Below are 26,083 nucleotides of genomic sequence, written 5' to 3'. Positions count from 1 at the left end.
TTGAGTTTGCCGAATTTTACCTACATCTTATTAGCCGATACCTATTACGATACACTGCTCATTCAGCCATGTATCCCAAACACAAACAGGACCCTATATGACTAATCCGTTACTCGTTCCATCAGGTTTACCAAAATTTTCTTCTATTAAACCAGAACATGTTGTTCCTGCTGTAAAAGAAGTCATTGCAAATTACCGCCAAACTGTCGAAAAAATCCTAGCCAAGCATACCGTTTTTACCTGGGACAATCTGTGTCAGCCACTGGCTGAGGCAAATGATAAACAGTCACGTGCATGGTCACCAGTCAATCATCTGAATTCGGTTAAAAACAGTCCGGAGCTGCGTGCAGTCTACGAAGAAAGTTTGCCATTGCTGTCTGAATTCAGTACCTGGTTAGGTCAACACAAGGGCCTGTATCAAGCGTATAAATCATTACGTGAGAGTGCTGAGTTTGAGAAACTCTCTCAACCTCAACGCAAAGCTGTCGAAAATTCACTGCGCGATTTTAAACTGTCAGGTATCGGTCTGCCTGAGGCGAAACAGAAACGTTATGGCGAGATTAGTGCACGTTTGTCAGATTTAAGTTCTCAATTCAGCAATAACGTGCTTGATGCCACTATGGGCTGGACCAAGTTAATGACTGATGTGGAAGATCTGTCTGGTCTGCCTGAAAGTGCGATTGCCGCAGCTAAGGCTCAGGCAGAAGCGAGAGGAAAAAAAGGCTGGCTGCTGACGTTGGAAGCGCCAAGTTATCAGCCGGTTATTACCTATGCAGAAGACCGTGAATTGCGTCGGGAAATTTATCACGCTTATCAAACTCGTGCTTCTGATCAAGGCCCAAATGCCGGTAAATGGGATAACAGCGGAGTGATGGCTGAACTCCTTGCATTACGTCATGAGCAGGCCCAATTGCTTGGCTTCAATAATTATGCTGAACAATCCCTTGCAACCAAAATGGCAAAAACCCCTAAGGAAGTTTTGGATTTTCTGAACGATTTGACAAAACGCGCTCATCCACAAGGTGAAGAAGAAGTAGATGAGTTAAAACGTTTTGCGAAATGGCATCATTGCGCCCACGAGCTGGAAGCTTGGGATATGGCTTATTATGCCGAGAAACAAAAACAGCATAAGTTTTCTATTAATGACGAACAGTTACGTCCTTATTTCCCTGAACAACGGGCTGTTGAAGGGCTATTTGAAGTTGTTCGCCGTATCTATGGCATTACAGCCAAAGAGCGTCATGATGTCGAAACCTGGCACCCAGATGTTCGTTTCTTCGATCTATATGATGACAAAAATGAGCTGCACGGCAGTTTCTATATGGATCTCTATGCGCGCGAACATAAACGGGGCGGTGCCTGGATGGATGAATGTATCAGCAAGATGCGCCATTCCAACGGCGAGTTGCAAAAGCCAGTCGCTTATCTGAACTGCAACTTCAACAAACCTGTTGGTGGTAAACCAGCTCTGTTCACCCACAGTGAAGTCAATACGCTGTTCCACGAGTTCGGTCACTGCCTGCACCTGATGCTGACCCAAATTGACACTGCTGCTGTTTCCGGTATTAATGGCGTGCCATGGGATGCAGTTGAGATGCCAAGCCAGTTCATGGAAAATTGGTGCTGGAAACCAGAAGCACTGGCATTTATTTCTGGTCACTATGAAACTAAAGAGCCCCTGCCACAATCTATGCTGGATAATCTTTTAGCAGCGAAAAACTATCAAGCTGCAATGGCTATGCTACGTCAGCTTGAGTTTGGTCAGTTCGATTTCCGCCTGCATGTTGAATATGATCCGGCAAAAGGTGCTCAGATCATGCAAACCTTGAAGAAAGTGAGGAAATTGGTTTCCGTAGTACCTTCACCTAAATGGGGCCGTTTCCCACACTCATTCAGTCATATCTTCTCCGGTGGTTATGCCGCAGGTTACTATAGCTATCTGTGGGCTGAAGTGCTGGCAGCTGATGCCTTCTCACGCTTCGAAGAAGAAGGCATTTTCAACCGCGAAACCGGGCAATCTTTCCTTGATAATCTTCTGTCCCGTGGTGGTTCCGAAGATCCCATGGAACTGTTCAAACGTTTCCGTGGCCGTGAACCCAAACTGGATGCCATGCTACGTAGTTCTGGTATCAAGGGATAATCAGGGTGAGTATCTGTTTAATCTGTGAACAAGGCGCTGATCGCAGCGCCTTATCTCAACTGGCAGAGCGCTGGCAACTGGTGCATGACGAAAGCGCTGTCATGGCATTGGTTCTTACGCCTCAACACCTCGAACTCCGCAAAAGGGATGAGCCCAAACTGGACGGCATCTATGTAGATTTTGTATCAGGCACAATGGCACATCGCCGCCGCTTTGGTGGCGGGCGAGGTGAAGCGGTTGCTAAAGCTGTAGGGATCAAAAAAGATTATCTGCCCACCATCGTGGATGCTACCGCAGGTCTGGGACGTGACGCCTTTGTACTGGCATCACTGGGTTGTCATGTAAGCATGCTGGAACGCCATCCTGTGGTCGCAGCATTGCTGGATGATGGGCTTCAACGTGGTTATCAGGATGAAGAAATCGGCGGCTGGCTAAGAGAACGCATGACATTGCTCCATGCCTCCAGCATCACAGCGCTGACCGATATGACACCGCAGCCCGATGTGATTTATCTTGATCCTATGTATCCACATAAGCAAAAAAGTGCACTGGTGAAGAAAGAGATGCGGGTGTTTCAATCTCTGGTTGGTGCTGATGAAGATGCTGATAATTTGCTATCCCCTGCACGAGCTCTGGCAAAACGCCGTGTCGTGGTAAAGCGACCTGATTATGCAGAACCTTTAGCTGGAGTAGCTGCATCAGCGGCTATCACCACAAAAAACCACCGTTTTGATATCTATCCTTGTTAAAACATCAGCCGCATATTGCGGCTGATCACGTTAATTTACAGGATCCCCTGAGAGAGCATAGCGTCAGCAACTTTTACAAACCCGGCAATATTCGCACCCTGAACATAATTGGTCTGTTTGCTCTCGCCACCATACTCAACACAGGCGTGATGAATATCCAGCATGATGTGATGCAAACGTGCATCCACTTTCTCAGCCTTCCAGCCCAAACGTGCTGCGTTTTGCGCCATTTCCAAACCAGATGTTGCCACGCCACCCGCGTTAGCTGCTTTACCTGGTGCGAATAACACGCCTGCTTCAATAAAGGCTTCAGTCGCTGAAATGGTTGCTGGCATATTAGCGCCTTCAGCCACGGCTTTAACACCATTCTTGATAAGGACCTTAGCCGCATCCAAATCCAACTCGTTCTGGGTCGCACAGGGTAAAGCAATATCAACCGGCACAGACCAGGGCTGTAACCCTTTCAGGAAAGTCAGCCCCCGCTCTTTGGCATATCCTTCCACCCGGCCATAGTGCCGGTTTTTAATCTCTTCAAGGTGAGCCAGTTTCTCCAGCGTGAAACCGTCTTCATCAACCACTGTGCCACCGGAATCAGAAGCGGTAACCACTTTCGCCCCCAGTGCCATGCATTTCTCAATAGTATACTGTGCAACATTACCGGCACCGGAAACCGACACCCGCATACCATCAAAGCTCATACCATGACGTTTCAACATGGCATTGGTGAAATAAACCAGACCATAACCGGTCGCTTCCGGGCGAATCAAACTACCGCCGAAAGAGAGACCTTTGCCAGTAAATACACAAGCCGTGTTATTAGAGAGCTTTTTCATCATACCTGACATAAAAGCCACTTCACGGCCACCCACACCAATATCCCCCGCAGGAACGTCAGTATCAGGTCCCAGATGGCGATACAATTCTGTCATTAACGCCTGACAGAAACGCATCACTTCGCCCTGACTTTTTCCTTTGGGATCAAAATCTGAGCCCCCTTTGCCGCCACCCATCGGTAAAGTTGTCAGCGCATTTTTCAACGTTTGTTCAAAGCCAAGGAATTTCAGAATAGAGAGATTCACCGATGGATGAAAACGCATACCACCTTTATACGGACCAATGGCTGAATTAAACTGCACCCGCCATGCACGGTTCACCTGAACCTTACCTTGATCATCTACCCAGCAAACTCGAAACTGAATAACCCTTTCCGGCTCTACCATACGCTCCAGCAAGCTTTGTTCACGGTATTTCGGGTTTTGTTCAAGGAACGGCCAAAGAGAGGTGAATACTTCCCGGACAGCCTGAAGATATTCTGGTTGATATTCATCCCTGAGTTGAATCGATCCAAGAAATGAAGACAAAGATAGTAAACAGCTCATAGTTATTCCTTATTTCTACTTTGGTTGTAATGTCTCCTCAGCAATTTCCTAATTATTATTTTTGTCGAAAATGTGAGGTAAGTTGTGTTTGCCCTTTGAATATATCACTGTTCTATATTCATCTTTCAAGAAGTTTTTTTGCAGAAAGGTAAAAAAAATTTCTTGATTGCATCGGGAATAAACCAAACAACACCTCATTTCATCAAAAAAAACGCCTGCATAAGCAGGCGATTTTATCGAATAAATTTTCAGTTTATGGTTATTCATTGTCACGCAGAGGAACAATCAGCATATCAACATGAACAGTATTAATCAGCTGACGCGCAGAGGACATCAGTTTGCTCCAAAAATCCTGATGATGACCACAAACAACCAGATCTATGTCATATTTCTTAATCGCATCAACCAATACCTGAGCCAGATCACCGCTCCCACTCAGGGTTTCCTGAACGTCATAATCGGTACCTACGGAGAGCTCTTTCAACGCATTGCGCGTCTCGTCAGTAATACGTTCCTGCATATCACCGAGATTAACATCAATTAAACCGGTGTAGAGATCGGAATAGTTAACATCAACATGAATCAAGGAAACTTTGGCACTGTACGGCTTTGCCATAGAAATAGCTTTTTGTACCAATACCTGACTTTCCGGAGATAAATCAACTGCAACAAGAATATGTTTATAAGCCATAAGCGAACTCCTTCCATAATGATGATTAATGAGTTGGCAGGGCAAATTGCCACTATCCTGTGTTTATTACTAGAACATTCACCAAACAACATATACCACAATCGCTATTCCTTCCACTTGATAGAGAACAAAATCAGACTCGGTTTATGGTCTTTCTTGCCCAATCCATGTTCTTCCATGCTTAAATCGAGTTTTTTACGTAGAATCCCAATAATCTGAGGTAGGTATCGCTGATACGGCCCGCAAACAGGAACAGGACATCTCCAATTAGTCTGTGTTTATTCACTAAATGATTACTTATCCATCTGATTTTACTAATTTTAAAAAAATTAATTAAATCCTTATATGATAGTGTTAATTTTTCCCCCTTCAACAAGCAGGGTGAGAGCATGAAAGGATTAAAGCTTCTGGCTATTACCCGCCATTCTGCACCGCATTCCTGATTTAAAAATAGGGTGATCTTGCTCATATTTTAGGCGTTATTGCATTGGGCTGGATTGACGGCGATCGCGTCACTTCATCGGCAAAAACAACGAGTTATTACGCGGGTTCCCTTGACGATCAAAGAAGCTAAACAGCATCTCCTGAACGTGACCGATGAGCAATTCAGTCCCATCAATGAGGGCTATTCAGGCTGCTGGGTGACATCATCATATGGTGGTGTTCCTCAGCGCTGGCTATTGGTGAACAGCACGGCGGCGGAAAAACGTGAGCACCAGACGTTCAGGAAAAACAAAAGGTGGAGCAGGGTTTTCAATTCCTGAAAAACCGGAACGGATAGAAGCCCTCTTAATGGTGATGACATGTTGTCTCATGGTTTATGCGGCGCTGGAACATAAAATGGTGACAGGAATGCAATCTTACCACCATGAGCTTTTGAGTTTATTAGGCTCACAATATAAAGCGGTTTATTCCTGAATGAGGGGCGGAATGTCGGTATTACTACAATCACTACGACTTAACCGCCACTCTAAAGAAAGACAATAACTTTGCTCCAAAGAAGGGTTTTTTGTACTATCTGACTATCTTTCCTACAATAAATATAAGGCGTCACCGCCTGCAATCTTGATTTTTTTCCTTTTGTGACAGCTTTGGCTAACCATTCTAAGGAGGGGATTATGTTCAGTTCAATTGCACTGTTTTGGGCGCTGTGTCTTGTCTGCATTATGAATATGATGCGCTACTTCTCTTCACTGCGGGCATTGTTGTCTATTCTTCGCCAGTCCGATCCCTTGCTTTATCAATCAGTAGACGGTAACGGTTTTTTTACTGCTCATGGACAGCTTAATAAGCAGATAAGGCTTGTGCACTATATCAATTCGCAACGTTACCTGGATCATCATGATCCAGCAGTGGTGCTTCGCTGTGAGCGGCTGAGAAGGCAATTTATTCTGACGAGCGCGTTGAGTGGATTAGTTGTTGTTTGTCTGATTTCTATGTTGATTTGGTATTAAAACAAAAGGCGGTATAGTTAACCCATACCGCCTTCAAATTATTCGTCAAAACAATTAAATCAGTTTCAAAGCGAACCAGTAGAAAATACCGGATAACCCGATTGAAACCGGTAACGTCAGTATCCAGGCCAACATGATGTTCTTGATTGTTTTACCCTGAACACCACCACCATCAACCAACATCGTCCCCGCTACCGCAGAGGAAAGAACTTGTGTAGTCGAAACCGGCATCCCGGTATAACTCGCCACCCCGATTGAAACAGCCGCAGTCATCTGAGCTGAAACACCCTGTGCGTAAGTCATACCTTTCTTACCAATCTTCTCACCGATAGTCACTGCAACGCGTTGCCAGCCAACCATAGTTCCCAAAGACAGTGCCAGTGCCACCGCAATGATGATCCAGACAGGTGCATATTCAACCGTGTGCAGTAAGTCTTTGCGCAATTTATTCAGGAAACGGGTATCTTCAGCACTGGTTTCTGGCAATTTCGCCACAGATTCCGCAGTATCGGCAATACACATCAACATACGACGCATATTGTTACGTTGTTCAGGATTCAGCCCACTGTAGCTCTGAATGCCCTTCAATATGCTTTCTGTCTGATTAAGAACAACCACAGCGCGAGTGCTATCACAATGGAATCGCCCTTCCGGTTCATCTTCAGCAACAGCGACCAGTGGCGTCAGTTCAATAGCATGAGATAATGCGGTACCATGCTGCTGATAATATTGTTGCAGGTGAGTAACGGCATCGTAAGTACGGGCAATGTCATAACCATTCGCATTCATGTTTACGACAAATCCCGCCGGAGCTACGCCGATCAGCACCAGCATAATTAAACCGATGCCTTTCTGACCATCATTCGCCCCATGAGAGAAGCTGACGCCTACCGCAGACAAAATCAGCGCAGTACGCGTCCAGAAAGGTGGCTTACGCTTACCATCTTTCTTTTCACGTTCAACGGGTGTCAGATGAATACGTTTGCGTTTCTTGGTGCTACTCCAGTAACGGCGCAGCAGAAACACGATTGCCCCAGAGATGATCAACCCGATGAAAGGAGAGAGGATCAACGACAGAAAAATCTGTATCATCTTCGGCACATTCAGCGCATTAACCACAGAAGAATTAGTCACGATGGCATTGGTTAAACCGATACCAATAATGGAACCAATCAGGGTATGAGAACTGGATGCAGGTAAGCCGAAATACCAAGTGCCAAGATTCCAAACAATGGCAGCCAGCAGCATGGAAAACACCATGGCAAGACCATGAGCAGAACTGACATTGAGTAGAAGATCGGTAGGGAGTAAATGTACAATCGCGTAGGCGACACTTAATCCACCAAGAAGAACACCGAAAAAGTTAAATACCCCAGCCATGACGACTGCGAACTGTGCTCGCATAGCACGGGTATAAATAACTGTTGCTACCGCATTCGCGGTATCATGAAAGCCATTAATGGCTTCATAAAACAGCACAAACAGCAGTGCCAGTACTAACATTAGGCTGGTGTGAAAATCCAGGCCAGTAAAAAGATGTAGCATAAACGTTAAGCCAGTTAGTTGGACATGAACGCGGCGCATTATCAGTGACAAATGCTAGCGGGGAAAGTGAAATATGAACTTTTTTTGATTTCATGACAACCAGATAACAATAAGAAATAAGAATATTCCTTATATATCATAAAATTGCACATCTTTTAAAAAAATGACAATTTTAAGACAAAAAATAAGTTTACCTGACAAATTCAGGTCATACGGGGACTTTTTTCCGCAAAATTATCAAAAATGCAACACTTTAAGGGAAGTTCCCGCTAAATTATTCGGTTATAAAGAGAGAGACAGTGGAAAGATTTGATGTAGTTATTGTTGGTGCCGGTGCAGCCGGTCTGTTTTGCGCAGCTCAAGCCGGGCAACGCGGTTTACGGGTGCTGGTTTTGGACAATGGTAAAAAAGCTGGGCGTAAGATTTTGATGTCCGGCGGGGGGCGTTGTAACTTCACTAATATGTACACAGAGCCATCAACTTATCTTTCCGCTAATCCCCATTTCTGCAAATCTGCCCTGGCCCGCTATACACAGTGGGATTTTATTGAGCTGGTTCAGCGCCATGGCATGGCTTACCACGAAAAAACCCTGGGGCAGCTTTTCTGTGATGGTTCCGCCCAACAGATAGTTGATATGTTACTGAAAGAGTGTGAAACCGGTCAGGTCACTATTCGTCTGCGCAGCGAAATTAACCACGTAGAAAAAAAGGAGCTGGGTTTCGTTATCACCGTTAACGGAAAGGAAGTAAGTACACGCTCACTTATCATCGCTTCCGGTGGGTTATCTATGCCGGGTCTTGGTGCCACCCCTTTTGGTTATCGGATTGCAGAACAGTTTGGTCTAAAAGTCTTACCAACCCGCGCCGCTCTCGTCCCTTTTACTCTGCATAAACCACTACTGGAGCAACTTCATGTGCTTTCCGGTGTGTCCGTTCCCGCCATTGTCACCGCTGAAAATGGCACGCTATTCAAAGAAAATATCCTGTTTACCCACCGGGGACTTTCTGGCCCGGCAATCTTACAAATTTCCAGTTATTGGCAGCCGGGAGAGTTTGTGAGTATTAACTTACTTCCAGATAGTGATCTGGAAACGTTTCTGGAGCAAGAACGGAGTGCTCACCCAAACCAAAGCGTAAAGAATACCTTGGCAAAATTATTACCGAAAAGGCTGACAGAATGTCTACAAACACTCGGTCAACTCCCGGATGTTTCTCTTAAGCAATTGAACTCAGTTCAGCAAGAACAATTGATGACAAACCTCCAATCATGGCAAGTACAACCCAACGGGACTGAAGGCTATCGTACTGCTGAGGTGACTATGGGCGGCGTGGATACTCATCAGCTTTCATCCAAAACAATGGAAGCTAATCAGGTAAAAGGACTCTATTTTATCGGTGAAGTGGTAGACGTCACCGGCTGGCTTGGTGGCTATAATTTCCAGTGGGCATGGAGTTCCGCCTGGGCATGTGCGCAAGCATTGTGACTTTTGTGCAGAAACCAAAAAGTTTGTACATAGACCATAAAGTTTGTCTTTCATCAACTATTGATGAATCCATAACAATATCAATGCTGGTTTAGTATCAGGGGAATAGCAGCCGGATAGCTCTCTTCGAAATCATTTTTCAGTATGCTTTCATAACGAAAGGTGCGCTTAAGAATGATTGTTACTTCAGTTAAAATTCTGTCTTATACGCTCGTTATACATCTGGCAAAACATCCCGGCTTTAGGAGTCTGCCAGATGAACTAGGTGTTTATGTTTAATAACATAACCATCCTATACGAAAAGCAGATGGATCCAGTTCACATATCATTGCTACATCCCGGAGTTTTTTTCCATATCCAGAGACATATGTTCACCTTTTTTCCATTTAGTGATCTGGCTGGGGGATACACCCAGTTGACCGGCTAATTCTTTTTGGGTGCAGGATAAATGACATCTGGTTTGAAGTGAGTTTGAGCTGAATTAAGACACTCTTTAGGAAGGATGTTTATCTTTCAGTGGAGGAAGAGGCCGTCAAGCCGTCCGTTGAAACAGAAGCTACGATATGAAACCTGTAAGGTTACGCGTCTTTTAGGACATAGCGGATATCAACGTCCCCAAAGCGCGTTCATTGGTACTGCAAATGTGTTCGGTATATGGCTAATTGGCAAGCAATTGTTACCTGTGTAAAGTAAAATGCCCCCCTGCCAATCTCTGCCAGCCAATGAAGCTAATCTGGTCAATCCTATTCCGTCTTTCGGCTGTATGCTGGCCGCTTTTTTAACTTCAACCCCCCAAATTCTTCGACCCTCTTCAATAACCAGATCAACTTCAACCTGATCTTTATCACGATAGTGGGAGAAGTGCAGTTCATGTTCGCTCCAACCTGATTGGCAAATCAATTGTTGCACCACAAAGCTTTCAAGTACTGCACCAAAGTCATTACTAAGGTTATACCAATCATCGACTCTCAGATTGTTTAAAGCACAAGCCAGACCCGAGTCCACAATATGAACTTTAGGGGCTTTTATTAAACGTTTGGCTTGGTTTTTATGCCAAGCCGGTAAATATCTCACCAAGAACAAGCGCTCTAGAATGGTGATGTATTTGTCAACGGTTTCTCGCTGAAGACCTATATCTTTCGCTAGTCCACTGATGTTCAACAGATTACCAGTACGCAATGCGAGGATCTTGATGAGTTTCAGTAATTCGTCTTCATCTCGAATCACTGCAATGTCTTTCACATCACGTTGGATAATAGCGTTGAGGTACTGCTTATGCCACTGACGAACCCGCACTTCACTGCGCGTATTCGGCTCTGGATAACCACCTTGCACCACAGCTTCTGCAACGCCTTCAATGAGACTTTGTTCCCCCTTTAATTGAAGGCGAAATTTTGTTGGTGATCAGCTGCTCGAGTAACGATGTTAGACTGTGCTGCTTTTCTTGTTCGGAAAGTGGCTGTAAAAAGGTCACCTCGACACGACCTGCCAGTGATTCCTGTACTCCAGGCAGCAACAGTAAATTAGCTGAACCCGGTTAGTATGAATCGCCCCGGCTGGCGATGAATGTCTATAGCTGCTTTTAAGGCAGGCAGGATTTCCGGCACACGCTGTACTTCATCCAGTGTGACACGTTCTGGCAAGCTTTGTACAAATCCCGTAGGATCAGCTTTAACCGCGTTAAGCAAAGTGCTGTCATCAAAAGTTAGGTAAGCCCGCCCAGGCTCTAGCGCTTTCGCCAACGTTGTTTTGCCGACCTGGCGAGGACCGAGCAGGCACACCACTAGCGTATCAGCCAATGTTACCTTGAGCTGTGGTGCTATATATCTTGGGTGTAGTGTGTTATTCAAAGCTGTTTTTTTGTGCAATGTGGAGAATGAAGCTTAAATTGGCCCGTCTATTTGTTAGTTATGCTACCGTCTATTTGCTGGTTTAATCTCCGTCTATTTGTGGGTTTATGACGTTCTTATACAACAATCAAAACTTTTCGAGTGTTTATCGCCCCTCGTCTGAGCATCAGGAGAAGCCTCTGAACAACCAATATTGAGAAAATGGCACCTGAGATTCGGTAGCAAAAACCGGGCCGAGTTTGATGGTATGAAGCAATCGCATTGTGAACGTCATGGAAGAGCTGATGAAACTTACCCTAGGGACTCACGACAGATCATATTTACAGAATACACGACTCTCAAACCTCTGATGATCTCTGCAAGCGAACCTGACAAAAGTGCGTATCTGCCAGTTCTACCCCGTTTGCAACACATCCTGTGTCTGCAACAGGGTCTTACTGATACCGGAGACCTGCAATCATTTTTTTCAGTCGTTCTGCAACGCGTTTAAAAGGAGTTACATACATGTTTTTCACACCAGAATAATTATCATATTTTTCACCTGTTATACCAAAAGTCAGCACTTCATCTGCCGGAGGCATAGTTTGTGTTTTGAATAAGCGATCCCAAAATGAAAAAATGAAAAAATGAAACCAAAATTTTTGTCGTGGTATTTAACAGAACTACTATGATGTAACTGGTGATATGCAGGGCTAACAAAAATATCTCTGATAAAAGGAGGATATCTTAAGTAAACCATAGAATGTTGCAAATTCAAACCAAACATAAGAAGTAAAAACATAAATACGTTTTGTCCCGCAAAAAGAATATACGCGTGTTGAGCATCAAAAAAATAAGATATTCCACCTGCATATATTCCTGTCAATAAACTTGCTATTAAGATAAAAGATCCCTGATTCACAAGGTGCGATCTGTAGGCAGTCAAAGGGTTCAGATTTTCAGCAATATGATGAATCTTATGAAATTCCCATAATATTCTGATCTTATGAGAAAGGAAATGTTCAAAAAAAACTGCAAAATCAAAAACAATAATTGCTCCAAGAGTTAAAACCAGACTGAGAGCTATACTAGGAGTAGTATGAGAATAAGGAATACCGATAAATGATAGGAGATTTATGGTACCTTCTTTAAAAAATACAGCTGACGATAAAATAAGGGAATATGTAAACCCAAACACTATCTTGTCGACAAAATAGAAAATAAAATCATCCTTTGATGATTTAGATGTCAATTTGTGTGCTTTGATTACCATTTTACTAGCTTTTAACGGATTTACCGTTTTATGTTTATAGGCATAAAACAAAACAGCAATCAAAAAAGCCATAAACAAATAACCAATAAACAGTCCATGACTCGGTGCAAAGAATACAGTTAATCTTTTAAAGAAAGGGCTAGCAATATCCTGATATATAAAATCAAAATAACTACTGATATGCTCCATACTTTTTCCTTTTATTTTAATAGTTATAGAGTTAAATTTGCAGCGAACTTGATTGACATTGGATGGTTTCAATCAATCTTATAGTGTCTAAAGACTTTTTCTGAAGTTCATCAAGTTTATACTTTTCTTTACTTCCTTTGATGAAATCAACAAAGTTATATACCATTCTGTGATGTTGTAACTCTTTAAAGAATAATCTTTTTATATTCCTTATCAACCAATGGCTTTAATCCCGATACAATTTTTACCCTCAAAAACGGCAACATCTTACAATAGACAAAGGAGCCACAATATGGCATAACAAAATCCTGAATGCTAATCTCGCCCTTTTCACCAGATATTGTTACTTCCTGACGGGATGTAGAACCGCGATAGGATGCAGCCATACTGAAGGTTACATTCGAGTTTGTTAAACCTATCGCGTTAAATTCGAGAATGGTTCCTGTCTCTTTCTTCAAAACAAATGAATCTAATTTAGATATCTCTTTTATTTCAATAAGCGACAAAATCATACGAACAGGGTACCAGCCGAGATCACCAAGGGCACCTTTATCCTCAAGATGAGGATTAAATTTTATATGCGAATAATCAGTGCTCGGCCAAAAAAAACTTGAGTCGATTCTGACAATTTTGCCCACATGTTCATCTATTACTTTCGGTAATGAATTATATAACTCATTATGCACAAAGTGTGTTGCATCCATCCAAACAATATTTCTCTCTTTTGATAGCTCAAGAAACTCCGAGAGAAATATGGATGAAGACAAAGTCTTTTCAATTAAAATATGTTTTTTATATTTGAGACATAGTCTCATATAAAACTCTTTTGTTGAGCTAGGAGTTGCAATATAGACTGCATCCAATCCCGGATCTTCGAAAAAAGCCTCAGGCACAGTGTAGCCTTTTCCCCTGCTGCTACAAAATTCTTCATAAAATGATTCTGCATTATTTTTACTTCTTGATAATACAGAATAAACTTTGACACCAACATCAGCACAACTCTTGGCTATGACTCTTGCCATTAATCCTGTACCAATGATTCCTAAATTAATCATAAAAGCACCTGTAATCTAAATGTTCTGCTACTTCGATTTAAAAAGTTAAACCTTTAGGAACAATAATCTCACCACCAAGTTGTACTAACGTCCTTTTACCTTCAATGGTAAAAGTGGCTTTTCCACTATAAATCCTGAAATGCTCAGTGGTTTCCGCCAGCCAGCGATATTCACCTTTTTCCATAAAAAAGAATAACTCGGATATACTTCTTCATTTACAATGTCTGATACTAAATCGCAATAATAACTCAACATGGCTTCAAAATAAGGCGTGGCATAATACATATGAGCGCTGGTTGAGTCATTATTCCCTTTTAAATGCCCCAGATTTTCCGAGATGGCTAAATATCTGTAAATAATATCTATTTCTCGTTCTGTTATTGCATTTTCGATGACGTGAATGCCATTGAACATGAATCATCCCTCCATTATTTTATTAATGAAGTTATCATGTCGGTTTCTAATCCTGGTTTCAATTTCATCAGCCGGGATGCAGCTGATATCTGACAGCCAGTTAATCCCATCTTTATTAACATGCAGTATTTTCTGAAAAGTGGTCAGATGATCTCTAACCATTTCTTTTTTAGCCGAAGATGCCTTGATAAGCTCCCGGAAATATGTAATTCCCATTTGAACATGCCTTGCTTCATCCTGCATTGCATTGCAGGGCAGGGCAGGGCAGGATCTCACATTTTTTATATGGTTATTATGGATAAAAACAATTCTCTACAAGCTCAATAAACACACAGCCAGGATATCAAAACCTATCAATAAAATCGTATTGAATGTGAGAAATTATCAATATCTGCTAACTGGATGATTTTTGCGCAAAGTAGAATCCCGCCCTGGGTACAAATCATAATGTTTTGCATTGATAAAATCTATATCGCTAAGCTTATTTGAATTATACATACATATTCCTCTTCTCAGTTAATTTATACTTTTTAAATAAAAAATACAGGAATATCACTGCAAGCAGGATACTTGTTAATTTGAAAGTAAATTCTATAGAAATAAGTTTTGCAGTATACCCCCCAATAATTGGCATCAAAATTGCTACTACAGATGAAATTTTCTGTATACCTCCTGTAGCTTTCCCTACATGTTCAAAACCAATAATATTTCTTACGCCGTATCTGATTGCGAAAAATGTCACACCAGAAGCCGTACCAACCAGGAAAATTAATAAATAGTATGTAGCATAATGATTTGTTTTTGCGTCTAAAAAACCAAACCCCCAAAAGACCACAAAGTTAACCATAATGGAAAATAACAGGAGATTCTTGGCTGACAATCTTTTAAGTAACCAACCAGAAATTTTCGTTCCTACTATGCCACCGATCCCGAGAAGTGAAATTATGTAGCCTATGCTACTTTCACTTTGTCCAATCTTCTCGAAGAAGATACCAAGCATATCATTGCTAAGAAAAAAGGCTAAGTTTGACAAAGTATAGGCCGAAACAAGTAAATATAAGTCCGGTTTACTTTTCAATTGCTGTATAAGTGAGAAACGTTCTACGGCAGTAGAATTTATACCTTTATTTGCATCAGACCGAAAAGTATTATCAAAGTATGATGTCAGCATGCCGACTAAGTTAAATATCATTGATAATGACAGGACAAGCCATAACCCATAGTACGTGTTTAAATAAACAACAAATAATGGAATGGCTATCCTGCTAAAGTTAGTAATATATCCATAAATTTCATAAAATCTTTGAGATTCATTATCATCTACATTCAATTTTGTATTTGATATTCTAATACCACACCGACAGGTTGTCTTGATTAATGTAATTACATAAAGAAATATAATTGGATCAGCTACAGATAAAAAAGGCATGACAATGCCATTAATAAAGAACAGCAGCATCCTCCATTTTAATATACTCCCGTTGTCAAACAGCTTGCCAAATAATCCACTTGCCACCAGAAATGGAATAGCGAAGCAAGCACCTAATATTCCCATTTCGGATGGCGTAGAATGCAGACTATATATAGCTATGATGCTTAAAATAGCATAATCAAGATAAGTATCAAGTTCATTTACACCTATACTAATGTACTTTTTCATCGGTTATCACCCAGATTAGGATAGGTATAAACATATATTTACACCTACCCTTAGCTTGTAAAAAAATATATTATCCAGCCAATGGTTGGTAATCCATAATTACTCATTTCAAAGTTTAGGTTGACATTAAACTATTTCCCGCGAGGGAGGTTAAATATAAGAAAAAATATACCTTCATGTAAATTATCTGTTAAAGTAAAAATTTTATTATTGTGAGCCAACTCATGTTTTTCTAACTTCGCAATATTCCTTATTCTTATATTTGAAAAACCATTTAAATACATGCATATACCACATGAAATATTGAATGATTTTTCTCGCATTAATCTCATTGTACACATTTATTTACATTCAGAATTAATAAATGCATTACATATCAACACATTAATCAATAATACTCATATTTTCTGTATTTGATATATCCTATATTAATTTTTTTGCTTTTATTTAATATAGTTAATTAATAGTAACATAAAGTTACTACATTAACCCGAATTCTGTTTAAGCCGTCACTGAAAAATCGTCTTCCGAATAGAAAACTTTCAGTGATGGCTTCTTCCATTTAAGACAATAAGCAATCAAACCGCCTAAAACGGTCAACATAAATCCTTTTATACTTCGATGGCGAGAATGCTCTATTTGAGAAACGGTTTTTAATTGCCCATTAATCGGTTGAGTAGGCCGCGGGAACTGCCCCCGCAGCCTCTCGCAGAACGGTACGTGAGCCTCTCGACTCATACCGCTCCCATCAAACAAACACGCCTGTCATTCCTGCCCGCCAATGGGCAAAATGCAGTTTCAGCGGCCGGCAACAGTTATCCACTTGATGTGTTGATCTTCTGTACTGGTTTTCAAACCACCCAGCCACTTTATTCCCACCTGGTTCATGGCCGTGATGGCCTCAGCCTTGCTGATCACTAGGCCCAGGGTATGGAAGCTTTCGCATCAACCACTGTTACAGGTTTTCCAAACCTATTTATTATCAACGGACCGAATGCGACGCTTACTCATAACTCAATGATTTATATGATTGAGTCTCAAATAGAGTATATTCTCGGTGCTATTGAATACAGCAAGAAAAATAACAACTGCGTACTTGAGGTTTCTCCCGAAGCTCAACATCGTTATGTAACCGAATTACAAGAGCAGATTAATGGCACAGTATGGGTTGGAGATAATTGTACAAGCGGGTACCGTGATTCAAGAAATAAGCGTTTAACACTGATATGGCCTGATTTTGCTCACACCTTCAGACAGCACAATAGCAAATTTGATCCTGCTCCTTATCTATCTCATACGACAACCGAAATTACTAATCCATAAGCTTTAAGCAGCAATTGGATATTCATTCTGTGAGACGGCAAGGGAGAGAGCTTATCTCCCTTGCCGATGCCAACAATCGCTTTAGAATGGTTTGGTCGGCAAATACTTCCCGTCGAGGGTAATCACAGCACGGGAACCGCCATTAGGGTCATCAACCTTTTTGATATCAAGTTTGAAGTCTATCGCACTGATAATGCCATCACCAAACTGCTCATGGACCAGCGCCTTTAACGTTGAACCGTAAACTTGCACCATTTCGTAGAATCGATAAATAGTCGGATCAGTCGGTACACCTCCGGGGATACTACCGCGCACAGGGATAGTTTGCAGCAGAAGGAAAGCATTCTCATCAAGTTCAAGCCGGTCAACCACTATTCTCGCCGCGTCGGCAGGCAATGGATGCTGGCCGAGCAGTGCAGCAGTGACGAATGCCAGACTCAGGCCCGTTCCTTGTGCGATATCCTCAAACGTCAAATTCTTGCGTGTTTTGGCGTCGATGATAGCATCGGTAAGGATCTGGCGGGGTGTTTGGGAATATTGAGATTGTGTCATAATGATTTCCTTTGGATTAATCGGCTATTAAATGCCGTGGTGAAACATGAATTGCGTTGCAGAAACATACTGATGGATGAAGAATGAACGAATTTATCTATAGCGTCAAAGATCGGATTACTATCATCTCTATAGTATTTACCAATAGTTGACACGCTCGAGAAGCCCTTATAATCTTCACTCCATCGTGGCCGATAAGACAGCTGACAGGTGACAAATGAGCAAATTTTTCTATAGTTTCAACGATCGGCCTGTCATTATTTCCATATTACTTTCAAATAGTTAATTAACATGCTGCTACGACACATTCGTTATCTGCTGGCAGTTGCCGAACATCAGAACTTCACTCGCGCCGCAGAGGAACTTCACGTCTCTCAGCCGACCCTATCGCAACAAATCAGGCAACTTGAGGAATCACTGCATGTGCAGTTATTCGACCGATCGGGAAGGAGTGTACGACTCACCGACGCAGGCGAGGTATACACAAGTTATGCCCGCCGTGCATTGCAAGATCTGGATGCTGGGCAGCGTGCAATTCACGATGTACAGGATTTAAGCCGTGGGTTGCTCAGGCTGGCAATGACACCCACCTTCACGACTTACTTCATCGGCCATTGGGTAGAGCGTTTCAACGCATGCCATCCGGGAATTGCGTTGAATATCAAGGAAATGACGCAAGATCAGATAGAAGCAGCTTTAGCAGAGAACCAGCTCGATCTCGGCATCGCGTTCTCTGAGGTACGATCCCCTGACATTGATAGCGAGCCATTGTTCATCGAAACACTCAGCCTGATCATTGGTCAATCGCATCGATTCATCGGTCAACAAACATCATTGACAGCGAAGATGCTGGAACATGAAGGATTAGTGCTATTAAGCAAAGACTTTGCAACGCGAAGCCATATTGATTTGTACTGCCAGAAACAGGGGATCACGCCGCGCATCGCAATTGAGGCTAACTCAATCAGCGCAATCGTAGAGATTGTCCGCCGGGGACGGCTCGCGACTTTGTTACCTGATGTCATAGCCCACGAGCAGGCCGGGCTCTATTCCATTGCCATTCAACCTCCATTGCCGCAGCGCAATGCGGTGCTATTGTGGCGCAGCGGCGCATATCGAAGCGCTGCAAGTCAGGCGTTTGCCAATCTGATCACGCACCGTTTCGATGTACACCAAGAAAGTGATAATTTCTGATAAACAGAAAACACCGTGCGCTTGGTGGCTTCCGAATTAGGACAGCCAATCTATAAGTTTGTTTCTAATGTAATCAGATGAAAGACGTTCCTGCTCTAAACGTGAAGACTGGAACCGGCCAGAGATGAGATCATTAAACAACCTTGCTTCATCTTCATTTAGCAATGAAGGATTGGATTCAACTGGATTTGGTTCAGGAACCATTCTATCTTCATGAACTTTAACGGTTTCAACATCCATCATTAGGGATTTAATATCCACAAACTTGTCTCTGGCGTCACTGAGAATAGACAAGCCCCAGGTATCAATATCTCCCCAATACCCTACACACTTGCCTCTCAACCATGCCGCATCCATCCAGGCAACGTTTTTCCCTCCTCCTATTACCGCTACGGTGTCAGGCATGTCGGGTAACGCCAAACCAGACTGTAAGTTTTCGACGACTAATATATTCGATGCTGGCAGTTCGTACTGTTTAAGTAATTCACCCGGTATTTGAAGTATCGGAATTCCACCAAACGCCGCCATCGCAGTATGACAAAGCGGTCTGATGGTTAACCAGCCCTTGGGATTTGTTAAACAACCCAACCAAGCAGTCAAACCACCAAATGCTGAAATGGCACCTTTGTGCATCACATCGGTCAGCTCTTCGATCAGGATTTGGTGGTTCTCAAGAAACTTAGTATCAATACCAATGAGGGGTAATGCTCTTAAATATTGCCCTTCCCCCAAGCCTTGCTTTAATTGTGGGAGCAGCTTTGCCAATAATTCCGCATCTCTCAGAGAGAGTTTTTCCACAATATCTATACATTTAACCAATGCAGGATAGAGATCTTTATCAATCCGCAAGAATGGCTTCATATTTCTTTCCCACAACTTACTGCGGGAAAGGGCATCATTCCCTAAAAATTGAATCAAATGTTGCATCGATTCAATGACAACAAAAGTCGGGATTCGCTGCTCAGACAACGCCCGGAAATTTTTGGAAGACCACTCCACATGATCTTGATAAGGAAATGATTTCCACGCATCAACAAACCGCTGAAAATGAACCACATCTGATATGGCAGAACTGCCTCTGGGGGGTTTTAAGCCAATACGGACAGGGAATGCTTTGATGCCCAGTAACCGGGCCTTTAGTGAGGAAAGATTATCCCACTCACGTTGCCTAATGAGGCTGTTAACCTGCGCCGGTAATAACCCCCAACGCACCCCATTCTGCTCTCTTTTCATACCAGTTTCTCAAGTTCGATACCTAAACCAGAAGCCTCGGCAGCTAACGTTTTCTCCTTCTCTTCCCCTATTCTTCGGTCAATTTCTTCCCAAGTGACTTCACATAAATGGCTATCGTGGTTTTCCTGGTCTCTTTCTGCAATGAGCAACGAGCGGGCCGATTCTCTCGCCAAATTCAGGTTTTTATAAGGCGTAATCAAATTAACGTGAATATGCAATTCCCTAAACACCCGGAGCACACGCCGGCTGACTGTTTCGGCCGTATTAGAGAATGCTTCATCCAGAAAAACAGTACAGTAAACAGGCCGATCATAGCCAACCGGCGTTAAAACGTAGGCCAAACTTGCCGCGACAATAGTCGCCGCGAATGACTCCTTTTCTCCTCCAGACTTTCCACTGGATGACTCCAATACATCACGGATCTCACCCGTATTGATATCCAGCTCTTCGGCATAAAATGACATCTGATAACGGGGATCAAGCAGCCTTAAACTTTCCAATGTATTTGAGGAGCCTGGCGCACTCGCTTTCCCAAGGATCTCAACTACCTTAGCCAACTGACGAAACCGTGCTTCATGGTCATCACTGGTTACCTGACTGAGCACCTTACGCAGATGCTGTTCAAACTCATTAACATGCGGGAATTTCTCCCTCTTTGAACCCAGCTTTAAATGTGTACCTGATCGAAACTCTGTACGCTTGAGGACCCGGTTAATAATGTCAATCCGCTCAAGGATATCTTCCCGTTCAGATTCAAGCTTAGTTTTAATCCGCGCCAGCGACTGCGTTGCATGCTTATTCAAACGTTCAATAAACTGCTCCACAAGGTTGGGAAGCCCTTCCTCTTCCAGTTGCTGTAAATGATTAAGATAATCAGGTAAGCTGCCAATATCACTTTGCCAGTCAACCGTGAAGACTTGCCATTTATCGTTAGACCTAAACGAAACCATAATGCTGATGGCTGATCTTTCCGCTCTGTCTTTATTGTTCCGGCTAGAATCTAATAGGCGATCCAAATCTTCTTCAACTTTCGACACCAATTCAGCCATCCGGCTTAAATCGTTTGTATTAAGCACGCCAACCCGAATCGCAAGTAACTGTCTGGCTGAATCAGGTAATCCCTTCTCCGCTTTTGCCCGCGCTTTGTTCCACTCTTCTTGTGCATTTCTCAGCGTATTTTTAACGCCACCAGAATCAGAGTTGAGTTGATTTAATGCCGATTGAATTTGAGCCAATTGCTCTTTAGCCGATTCCCAACGTTCTCTGGCTTTATCAAGATCACCGCCTGACTGTTCTAACACCTTAAGGTCAGCCTGCAAATCAGAAAGCTTTTCATGCCAGTAAGGAGCATTAATATCATCCCAGCGATAACTTTGGAGCTTCTCCCAAAGTATTTTACGATCAGAAACAGAATTCAAATCCTGACGGGCCTGGCTCACCTTTTTTCCGGTTTCCTCCAGTTTCAAGCCTAAATCTTTTTTATCGTTATTAAGAATGGCTAAACGTGATTTGTTTGAAAAGCCCAGACACCAGCGTCTTCTATCATCTATCCGGTGCTGATCTTTTTTCTCAAAGCGACCCTTATCCATGTGCATTAATCCCTGCTGTGTCATCGAAAACGGGGTTTGATCCAATTCTTCCGTATTCGAAACACATTGCAGGTCAAATCTCTGCAAGTGATGCTTGAGCCACTCCCGATAAGGGTGAGTGCGCCATACCAATTTCCTTAGATAACCATCAGGCTTAAACTCCACCGATTGACCCAGGTGAGTCGCAGCATCATTCACAACTTGAACGCGTACATGTAAACCCGTATGCCGGGCGTTTAACCAACGAGTCACCATCGAATAACAATGGTGTGGCACAGCCAGTGTTGTTCGTAACCCGCCCAACGCCCTCTCTATCGCGCCTTGCCATATCTTTTCATGATCTTCGACGTCGATCAGCTCACCGATAAATACACATTGGTCTTTACTTAATTCTAAGGAGTTAACCAGTTCATCCCGCAGTTGCTGATATTTCACATCAATATTAGAATCCGGCCTTGCCTCGATTTCCTGAATTTCCTGAGAGATATCATGGATATTTGCTTGCAACTCACTGAATTTGGCACTGATGGTGGCAAACCTATCCTGATACTCTTCTTCGTCACGCTGAATACTGGCAAGCCTGGCTGATGCTTCGGATTGATTTTTGAGAAATACAGGCTCCTCTAAGACAACAGGGAGAGCCAGATCTTTGGCATGAGTTTGATATTGCGATGAAATACGAACCACCCGATTCAATTGATCTTGGGTATGACCCATTTCCTTTCGAAGCGACTCTATTTTATCCCCGCCAAACTGAAGATATTCCTCATGTCTTCGTTCAACCAGCTTATCCGCATCGACTTTCTGCCCTTCCGCTTGCTTAATTTTGAGGGATAGTGCTTCAAGTTCAGCCTCAATATCGGCAATTTTCTCACTCCACAATTGTGCGAAGATTTCCCCAAAGTAGACCGGGAGACTGTTTTTTTCGGCCGTTAATTCCTCAAATTCTTTCGTCGTTTTTTCGATAATTGCGCTGAGTTCAGGTAACCTAGATAAGTGCACCTGTTGCGCTCTTGCATCCACTAATTGACTATGAATTGCCACCAGATCAGCAAACTCTTCCACTACCTTTTTGGCATCATCTTTGACTGTACTCGGTTCAAGTACCAACTCACGAATCAACCCAGTTAAATCATCAATTTTTTTCAGGCCCAACGCCCGCGACAACAGTGCAGGCGCGTTTTTATTGTCCATATACAGAAGCTTTCGGTACAACTCCTGATAATCGGAAAAATTATCATCACAGCACGTAATCGCCGGGTCATCACGAAGCCATTGCTTGAATGCCCGGGCATTACCTTCCCCAAAGGCATTAAGCATTTCCTTAAGAGTCAGATCTCTTTTAGCAACAACATAAACTCGTGTCACATCCGCCAACACATTCGTCGATTTAGTGATCCAGAAAAGTGCCGCAAGAGTGATTTTTGAGCCATCATCACCCTGATATAACGCTCTAAGCCCAGTGACCACCCCAGATTCACGCTTACTTCTGACTCTCGTACCCGCGCCATCATGGGCAGATCCAAAACTGCCACGCATATAAGAAAGTAAAGTTCGGTCAGAACGATCACCCTGCGCCGCAGCCACATTAAAGGTTGCCTTTCCGGCAGGAAGGAGCAAAGCCATAAGGCCATCAATAAACGTCGATTTTCCCGCGCCGTTATCCCCAGTGACCAAAGTTCCCATAGGATCGATCAATGCGGTATGCAAGCCGTTAAATGACCCCCAGTTATAAACTGAAAGTTCAGCTAATCTGATTTGACCAACATGAAATAATGAATCAGCCGAAAGAGTGTGATCAGTCATGTTCATCTCCTGTTTCCTCCTCTTCGTCTTGATAATCAACAGCGTTGCTGCCGTTTTTATTTAGCTCAATACCCTTCTCATCCGCCATTTTCAGGTATTCATTCAGCATACTTTCGAGAAATTCAGCACTGACTACGTAGCGGATCACCGGTGTAATCTCGAAGCGATCCTCACTTCCCCGCACCGAACTCAATATTTTTTTCGTCACCATTTTCTCAAGAGCCCCCTTGAGTTTTCTTCGGTCAGATTTAGTACTGTTTGTCAGCGGTAAAAACGGTGTCAGATGGGATTCTATACGCTCGATATCAATGATAATCTTTTGCTCACCTGACGTTTCCCGATCCTGGTAGTGTTTGCGCAGCACTAACAGCAGCAGCGTATCGTATAAAGAGAGCGTCCTTCGGCTAATCAGAGAGACAACCTCTTCATCATCTATACCCAATGATTCGGTATCTTCCGCATTTTGAAAACCGGCTATAAAGGCGACACCCGCTTTCTCATCTAAAACCAGCTTCAAATAGACTTCTGACAGATGTTTGCGTACAGCACATTGGTATCGACAAAGCGATTCAAACAACTTAGCTTTCTGCGAAGATAAGATAACGCCCTGACGCAGCAAGCTAACCAGCACCCGACGCGCATCCGGTGGCATACCACTATTTGAACTTTCAGAGTGATCACTGACTAACACATCATCAACTTCAACGGATGAGCTTTTATTGGTGGCGACATCAGATTCAACAGCAGATGTGCCTGTAAGCGGGTTATACCCTGATTGAGTATGATGTTTTATCAACTGATCGAAGAACCCTGTTTGCTGCTCTTTCTGAGGATCTGAATCAGACTTCCCGAGGGTTGCAGGGGTACCATTATCTTTATTCAACTTTTTATCTTTACGCATTCCAACCCTCACACCATGAGATCTACAGCCACTTTCTATTCACCATGACGCTATTCATCATTACAGGACCAATTCATCCAAACTGTCTGGAAACAGGTCGGCACTCAAAAGAAAAGTGGGGATAGACGCCCGCAAGCTAACGCCCTGTTTGTCAATAATTTCAATTGACTCCTTCTCTTCCAATAATGCAGCCCCGACAGATTTCGCAACCCGCAAATAAGCAACTAACTCCTCCAACCCTGAATTAAGCGGGTGATAATGTGCAATAGATGCAATCGTCATTGGACCAAACTCTTTTAACGTTTCTAACGTCCTCTCAGCGATCAATCGGATTTGAACAGCATCAAGGCAATCCAGCATCTGTATACTCGGTTCTCGAGAGTTAAATTGCTCTTCAACACCTGAGGTATCCAGCTTTTCATCGGGTGATTTAAGGAGCATGCTTTCGGGAGAGCTAATACTTGCCGCCCCAACGGGCAGTGACAACGTAGTTGTCGTTTGCAAATCACAGCCTGAATTCTTCAATTCAACAGCAAGTCGTTCCAATTGACCAAGCAATCTATCAACAGCACGATTTTCTTGAGCAGTCCCACTCTCTATGTAAGCACGCAAGCTCTCTTCCGTTCTTCGTCTGATTTGAAAAACTCTGTCACTCTCACGGCTCAATTCTCGCATAAGCTGACTTAAGAATTGCCGCTGCGGGGGACTTAAGTGTTCTGCGACCGGGCGATTTAAAATGCTTCGAAGCTGATCCCGTAGCTCCATAGTTCTATTTTGATCACATAACAAATCAAAAAAGCTTTCAAATGCACTACCAGCATCCGTTTTAGCCAGCAGCGCTTCTTTTTCTAAAACAGCAAGAAGGACATCTCCTCTGGTGGAGTCGCCCTCAATAATTTGAATACGAATTTCCTGATCCAACCGACGAATTTCATCTTCAACACGGCGGAAATCACCCGTTAAAACAGAAGCCAACTGGTAGATCTCACGAATTCTTTCCCGCTGATCAACCTCGGTCAGTTCGGTTACAATGCCTGCCTTCAGGGCATCTATCTCTCTCTGAATTTCGGATTTTCTATCTTCCAAAAGCGTGACACGCTCATCGACATTTGGGCTAATCGCCACCGCAAAGTCCCTGACCGCTTCCTGAACAATTCGAAGATGAGACGCAGTGGTTCCTGAACTGCGCTCATCAAGTCCCTGACTAAAACGGAGCGCAATTTCACTGGCATCCGTTTTAGTTAATGTGTCATCCATCTCACGCAACCAGCCTTCCCGAATCCATTTATTGAGATAAGTGCCAGCACCCGTTTCCGTTTCCCAAAGACCAAGTTCACGACAGCGTACCAGCTCCGCATCAAGTGACACGCGGGCACGACTAAAAGGGACTTCACTATCTTCCGAAAACAACTCCCCCAAAAATGCCAAAATTAAAGGGGAATTATCTGCTCTTAATAATTTCCAGGCAGCACTTTCCTGAAATAGACGGCGGTACTTTGCCTGTAATCCTTGGAAGTTCAACTTGCCTCCCTCTGTGTGATTATGAGTAAAAAGCGATTAAATGAGTACTGGCCCGTCACCACTCTTTCCAAAAAGCCACCAGCAAGAATTTTGTATAATTCA

General features: G+C 43.1%; 24 protein-coding genes and 2 pseudogenes. 9 read left to right on the top strand and 17 right to left on the bottom strand.

Annotated elements, in window-relative coordinates; all coding sequences use genetic code 11:
- The first annotated feature begins 97 nt into the window (after positions 1–97).
- Together prlC and rsmJ are read left to right on the top strand one after the other, a co-directional pair.
- A complete protein-coding gene (gene prlC / locus ACUN2T_RS00730) occupies positions 98–2,140 on the top strand; it encodes an oligopeptidase A (protein WP_445495782.1) in 2,043 nt (680 codons plus the stop codon).
- Entirely contained in the window at positions 2,137–2,889 is a 753-nt protein-coding gene (rsmJ, locus tag ACUN2T_RS00725) for a 16S rRNA (guanine(1516)-N(2))-methyltransferase RsmJ (protein WP_445497771.1), read from the top strand. The genes prlC and rsmJ overlap by 4 nt, the downstream gene beginning before the upstream one ends.
- 35 nt (positions 2,890–2,924) lie before the next feature.
- Here rsmJ and gdhA read toward each other — a convergent pair whose 3' ends face one another.
- Together gdhA and uspA are read right to left on the bottom strand one after the other, a co-directional pair.
- On the bottom strand, positions 2,925–4,268 hold the full coding sequence (gdhA, locus tag ACUN2T_RS00720; protein ID WP_445495781.1) for an NADP-specific glutamate dehydrogenase: 1,344 nt from the start codon (positions 4,266–4,268) through the stop codon (positions 2,925–2,927).
- Between the two features lie 259 nt (positions 4,269–4,527).
- Positions 4,528–4,959 carry a universal stress protein UspA gene (gene uspA / locus ACUN2T_RS00715; protein WP_445495780.1) on the bottom strand — a complete coding sequence of 144 codons (432 nt, stop codon included), beginning with the start codon at positions 4,957–4,959 and terminating at the stop codon, positions 4,528–4,530.
- A gap of 503 nt (positions 4,960–5,462) precedes the next feature.
- Between uspA and ACUN2T_RS00710 the strand changes: the two are divergent.
- Positions 5,463–5,693 (top strand): annotated as a pseudogene (locus ACUN2T_RS00710) (IS1634 family transposase); the annotation flags it as partial.
- A 384-nt stretch (positions 5,694–6,077) separates the two neighbouring features.
- Positions 6,078–6,413: a universal stress protein UspB gene (gene uspB, locus ACUN2T_RS00705; RefSeq protein ID WP_350305834.1), complete on the top strand. Its 336-nt coding sequence runs from the start codon at positions 6,078–6,080 to the stop codon at positions 6,411–6,413.
- A gap of 54 nt (positions 6,414–6,467) precedes the next feature.
- Here the strand turns inward: uspB and pitA are convergent, their stop codons facing one another.
- Positions 6,468–7,958 (bottom strand): inorganic phosphate transporter PitA, encoded by a 1,491-nt coding sequence (gene pitA / locus ACUN2T_RS00700; RefSeq protein WP_445495779.1) that lies wholly within the window; start codon positions 7,956–7,958, stop codon positions 6,468–6,470.
- 299 nt (positions 7,959–8,257) lie between these two features.
- On the opposite strand from pitA, the gene ACUN2T_RS00695 reads away from it, so the two are divergent.
- Positions 8,258–9,442: an NAD(P)/FAD-dependent oxidoreductase gene (locus tag ACUN2T_RS00695; protein WP_445495778.1), complete on the top strand. Its 1,185-nt coding sequence runs from the start codon at positions 8,258–8,260 to the stop codon at positions 9,440–9,442.
- 331 nt (positions 9,443–9,773) lie between these two features.
- Here the strand turns inward: ACUN2T_RS00695 and ACUN2T_RS00690 are convergent, their stop codons facing one another.
- From ACUN2T_RS00690 to ACUN2T_RS00680, 3 genes are all read right to left on the bottom strand, one after another.
- Positions 9,774–9,857: a hypothetical protein gene (locus tag ACUN2T_RS00690; protein ID WP_445497770.1), complete on the bottom strand. Its 84-nt coding sequence runs from the start codon at positions 9,855–9,857 to the stop codon at positions 9,774–9,776.
- A 191-nt stretch (positions 9,858–10,048) separates the two neighbouring features.
- Entirely contained in the window at positions 10,049–10,777 is a 729-nt protein-coding gene (locus ACUN2T_RS00685; RefSeq protein ID WP_445495777.1) for an ATP-binding protein, read from the bottom strand.
- Between the two features lie 188 nt (positions 10,778–10,965).
- Positions 10,966–11,292 (bottom strand): AAA family ATPase, encoded by a 327-nt coding sequence (locus ACUN2T_RS00680; RefSeq protein ID WP_445495776.1) that lies wholly within the window; start codon positions 11,290–11,292, stop codon positions 10,966–10,968.
- Between the two features lie 247 nt (positions 11,293–11,539).
- Between ACUN2T_RS00680 and ACUN2T_RS00675 the strand changes: the two genes are divergently transcribed.
- Positions 11,540–11,782, top strand: coding sequence for a hypothetical protein (locus ACUN2T_RS00675; RefSeq protein ID WP_445495775.1), 243 nt, complete (start codon positions 11,540–11,542; stop codon positions 11,780–11,782).
- A gap of 66 nt (positions 11,783–11,848) precedes the next feature.
- Here ACUN2T_RS00675 and ACUN2T_RS00670 read toward each other — a convergent pair whose 3' ends face one another.
- The 6 genes and pseudogenes from ACUN2T_RS00670 to ACUN2T_RS00645 all read right to left on the bottom strand — a co-directional run.
- Complete coding sequence (locus ACUN2T_RS00670) at positions 11,849–12,733, bottom strand: sterol desaturase family protein (RefSeq protein WP_445495774.1); 885 nt, start codon at positions 12,731–12,733, stop codon at positions 11,849–11,851.
- 185 nt (positions 12,734–12,918) lie between these two features.
- Positions 12,919–13,788: a Gfo/Idh/MocA family protein gene (locus tag ACUN2T_RS00665; RefSeq protein ID WP_445495773.1), complete on the bottom strand. Its 870-nt coding sequence runs from the start codon at positions 13,786–13,788 to the stop codon at positions 12,919–12,921.
- A 37-nt stretch (positions 13,789–13,825) separates the two neighbouring features.
- Positions 13,826–13,972, bottom strand: a complete 147-nt coding sequence (locus ACUN2T_RS00660; RefSeq protein ID WP_445495772.1) for a cupin domain-containing protein — start codon at positions 13,970–13,972, stop codon at positions 13,826–13,828.
- Positions 13,973–14,205: 233 nt separating this feature from the next.
- Complete coding sequence (locus ACUN2T_RS00655; RefSeq protein WP_445495770.1) at positions 14,206–14,445, bottom strand: hypothetical protein; 240 nt, start codon at positions 14,443–14,445, stop codon at positions 14,206–14,208.
- Between the two features lie 247 nt (positions 14,446–14,692).
- A complete protein-coding gene (locus ACUN2T_RS00650) occupies positions 14,693–15,862 on the bottom strand; it encodes an MFS transporter (RefSeq protein ID WP_445495769.1) in 1,170 nt (389 codons plus the stop codon).
- 501 nt (positions 15,863–16,363) lie between these two features.
- A pseudogene (locus ACUN2T_RS00645) lies at positions 16,364–16,537 on the bottom strand (IS982 family transposase); the annotation flags it as partial.
- Between the two features lie 45 nt (positions 16,538–16,582).
- Here ACUN2T_RS00645 and ACUN2T_RS00640 point away from each other — a divergent pair.
- On the top strand, positions 16,583–16,783 hold the full coding sequence (locus tag ACUN2T_RS00640; protein ID WP_445495768.1) for a hypothetical protein: 201 nt from the start codon (positions 16,583–16,585) through the stop codon (positions 16,781–16,783).
- Between the two features lie 9 nt (positions 16,784–16,792).
- Positions 16,793–17,185, top strand: a complete 393-nt coding sequence (locus ACUN2T_RS00635; protein WP_445495767.1) for a hypothetical protein — start codon at positions 16,793–16,795, stop codon at positions 17,183–17,185.
- An 81-nt stretch (positions 17,186–17,266) separates the two neighbouring features.
- Here ACUN2T_RS00635 and cynS read toward each other — a convergent pair whose 3' ends face one another.
- Entirely contained in the window at positions 17,267–17,737 is a 471-nt protein-coding gene (cynS, locus tag ACUN2T_RS00630) for a cyanase (RefSeq protein ID WP_445495766.1), read from the bottom strand.
- Positions 17,738–18,028: 291 nt separating this feature from the next.
- Between cynS and cynR the strand changes: the two genes are divergently transcribed.
- The gene (gene cynR, locus ACUN2T_RS00625; RefSeq protein ID WP_445495765.1) at positions 18,029–18,931 is read left to right on the top strand and encodes a transcriptional regulator CynR; all 903 of its coding nucleotides are present in this window, start codon (positions 18,029–18,031) and stop codon (positions 18,929–18,931) included.
- A gap of 36 nt (positions 18,932–18,967) precedes the next feature.
- Here cynR and ACUN2T_RS00620 read toward each other — a convergent pair whose 3' ends face one another.
- Genes ACUN2T_RS00620 through ACUN2T_RS00605 form a run of 4 tightly spaced genes read right to left on the bottom strand, consistent with a single transcriptional unit; the run spans position 18,968 to position 25,981 of the window.
- The gene (locus tag ACUN2T_RS00620) at positions 18,968–20,164 is read right to left on the bottom strand and encodes a DUF3322 domain-containing protein (protein ID WP_445495764.1); all 1,197 of its coding nucleotides are present in this window, start codon (positions 20,162–20,164) and stop codon (positions 18,968–18,970) included.
- Complete coding sequence (locus tag ACUN2T_RS00615; protein WP_445495763.1) at positions 20,161–23,559, bottom strand: ATP-binding protein; 3,399 nt, start codon at positions 23,557–23,559, stop codon at positions 20,161–20,163. Before ACUN2T_RS00615 ends, ACUN2T_RS00620 begins: the two co-directional genes overlap by 4 nt.
- Positions 23,552–24,460: a DUF4194 domain-containing protein gene (locus tag ACUN2T_RS00610; protein ID WP_445495762.1), complete on the bottom strand. Its 909-nt coding sequence runs from the start codon at positions 24,458–24,460 to the stop codon at positions 23,552–23,554. Before ACUN2T_RS00610 ends, ACUN2T_RS00615 begins: the two co-directional genes overlap by 8 nt.
- 60 nt (positions 24,461–24,520) lie before the next feature.
- A complete protein-coding gene (locus tag ACUN2T_RS00605; protein ID WP_445495761.1) occupies positions 24,521–25,981 on the bottom strand; it encodes a DUF3375 domain-containing protein in 1,461 nt (486 codons plus the stop codon).
- Positions 25,982–26,083: the final 102 nt, after the last annotated feature.

This window comes from Photorhabdus machadonis, assembly GCF_052657765.1.
The sequence above is the reverse complement of the archived record's forward strand: the minus strand, read 5'-3'. Positions and strand labels throughout refer to the sequence as shown.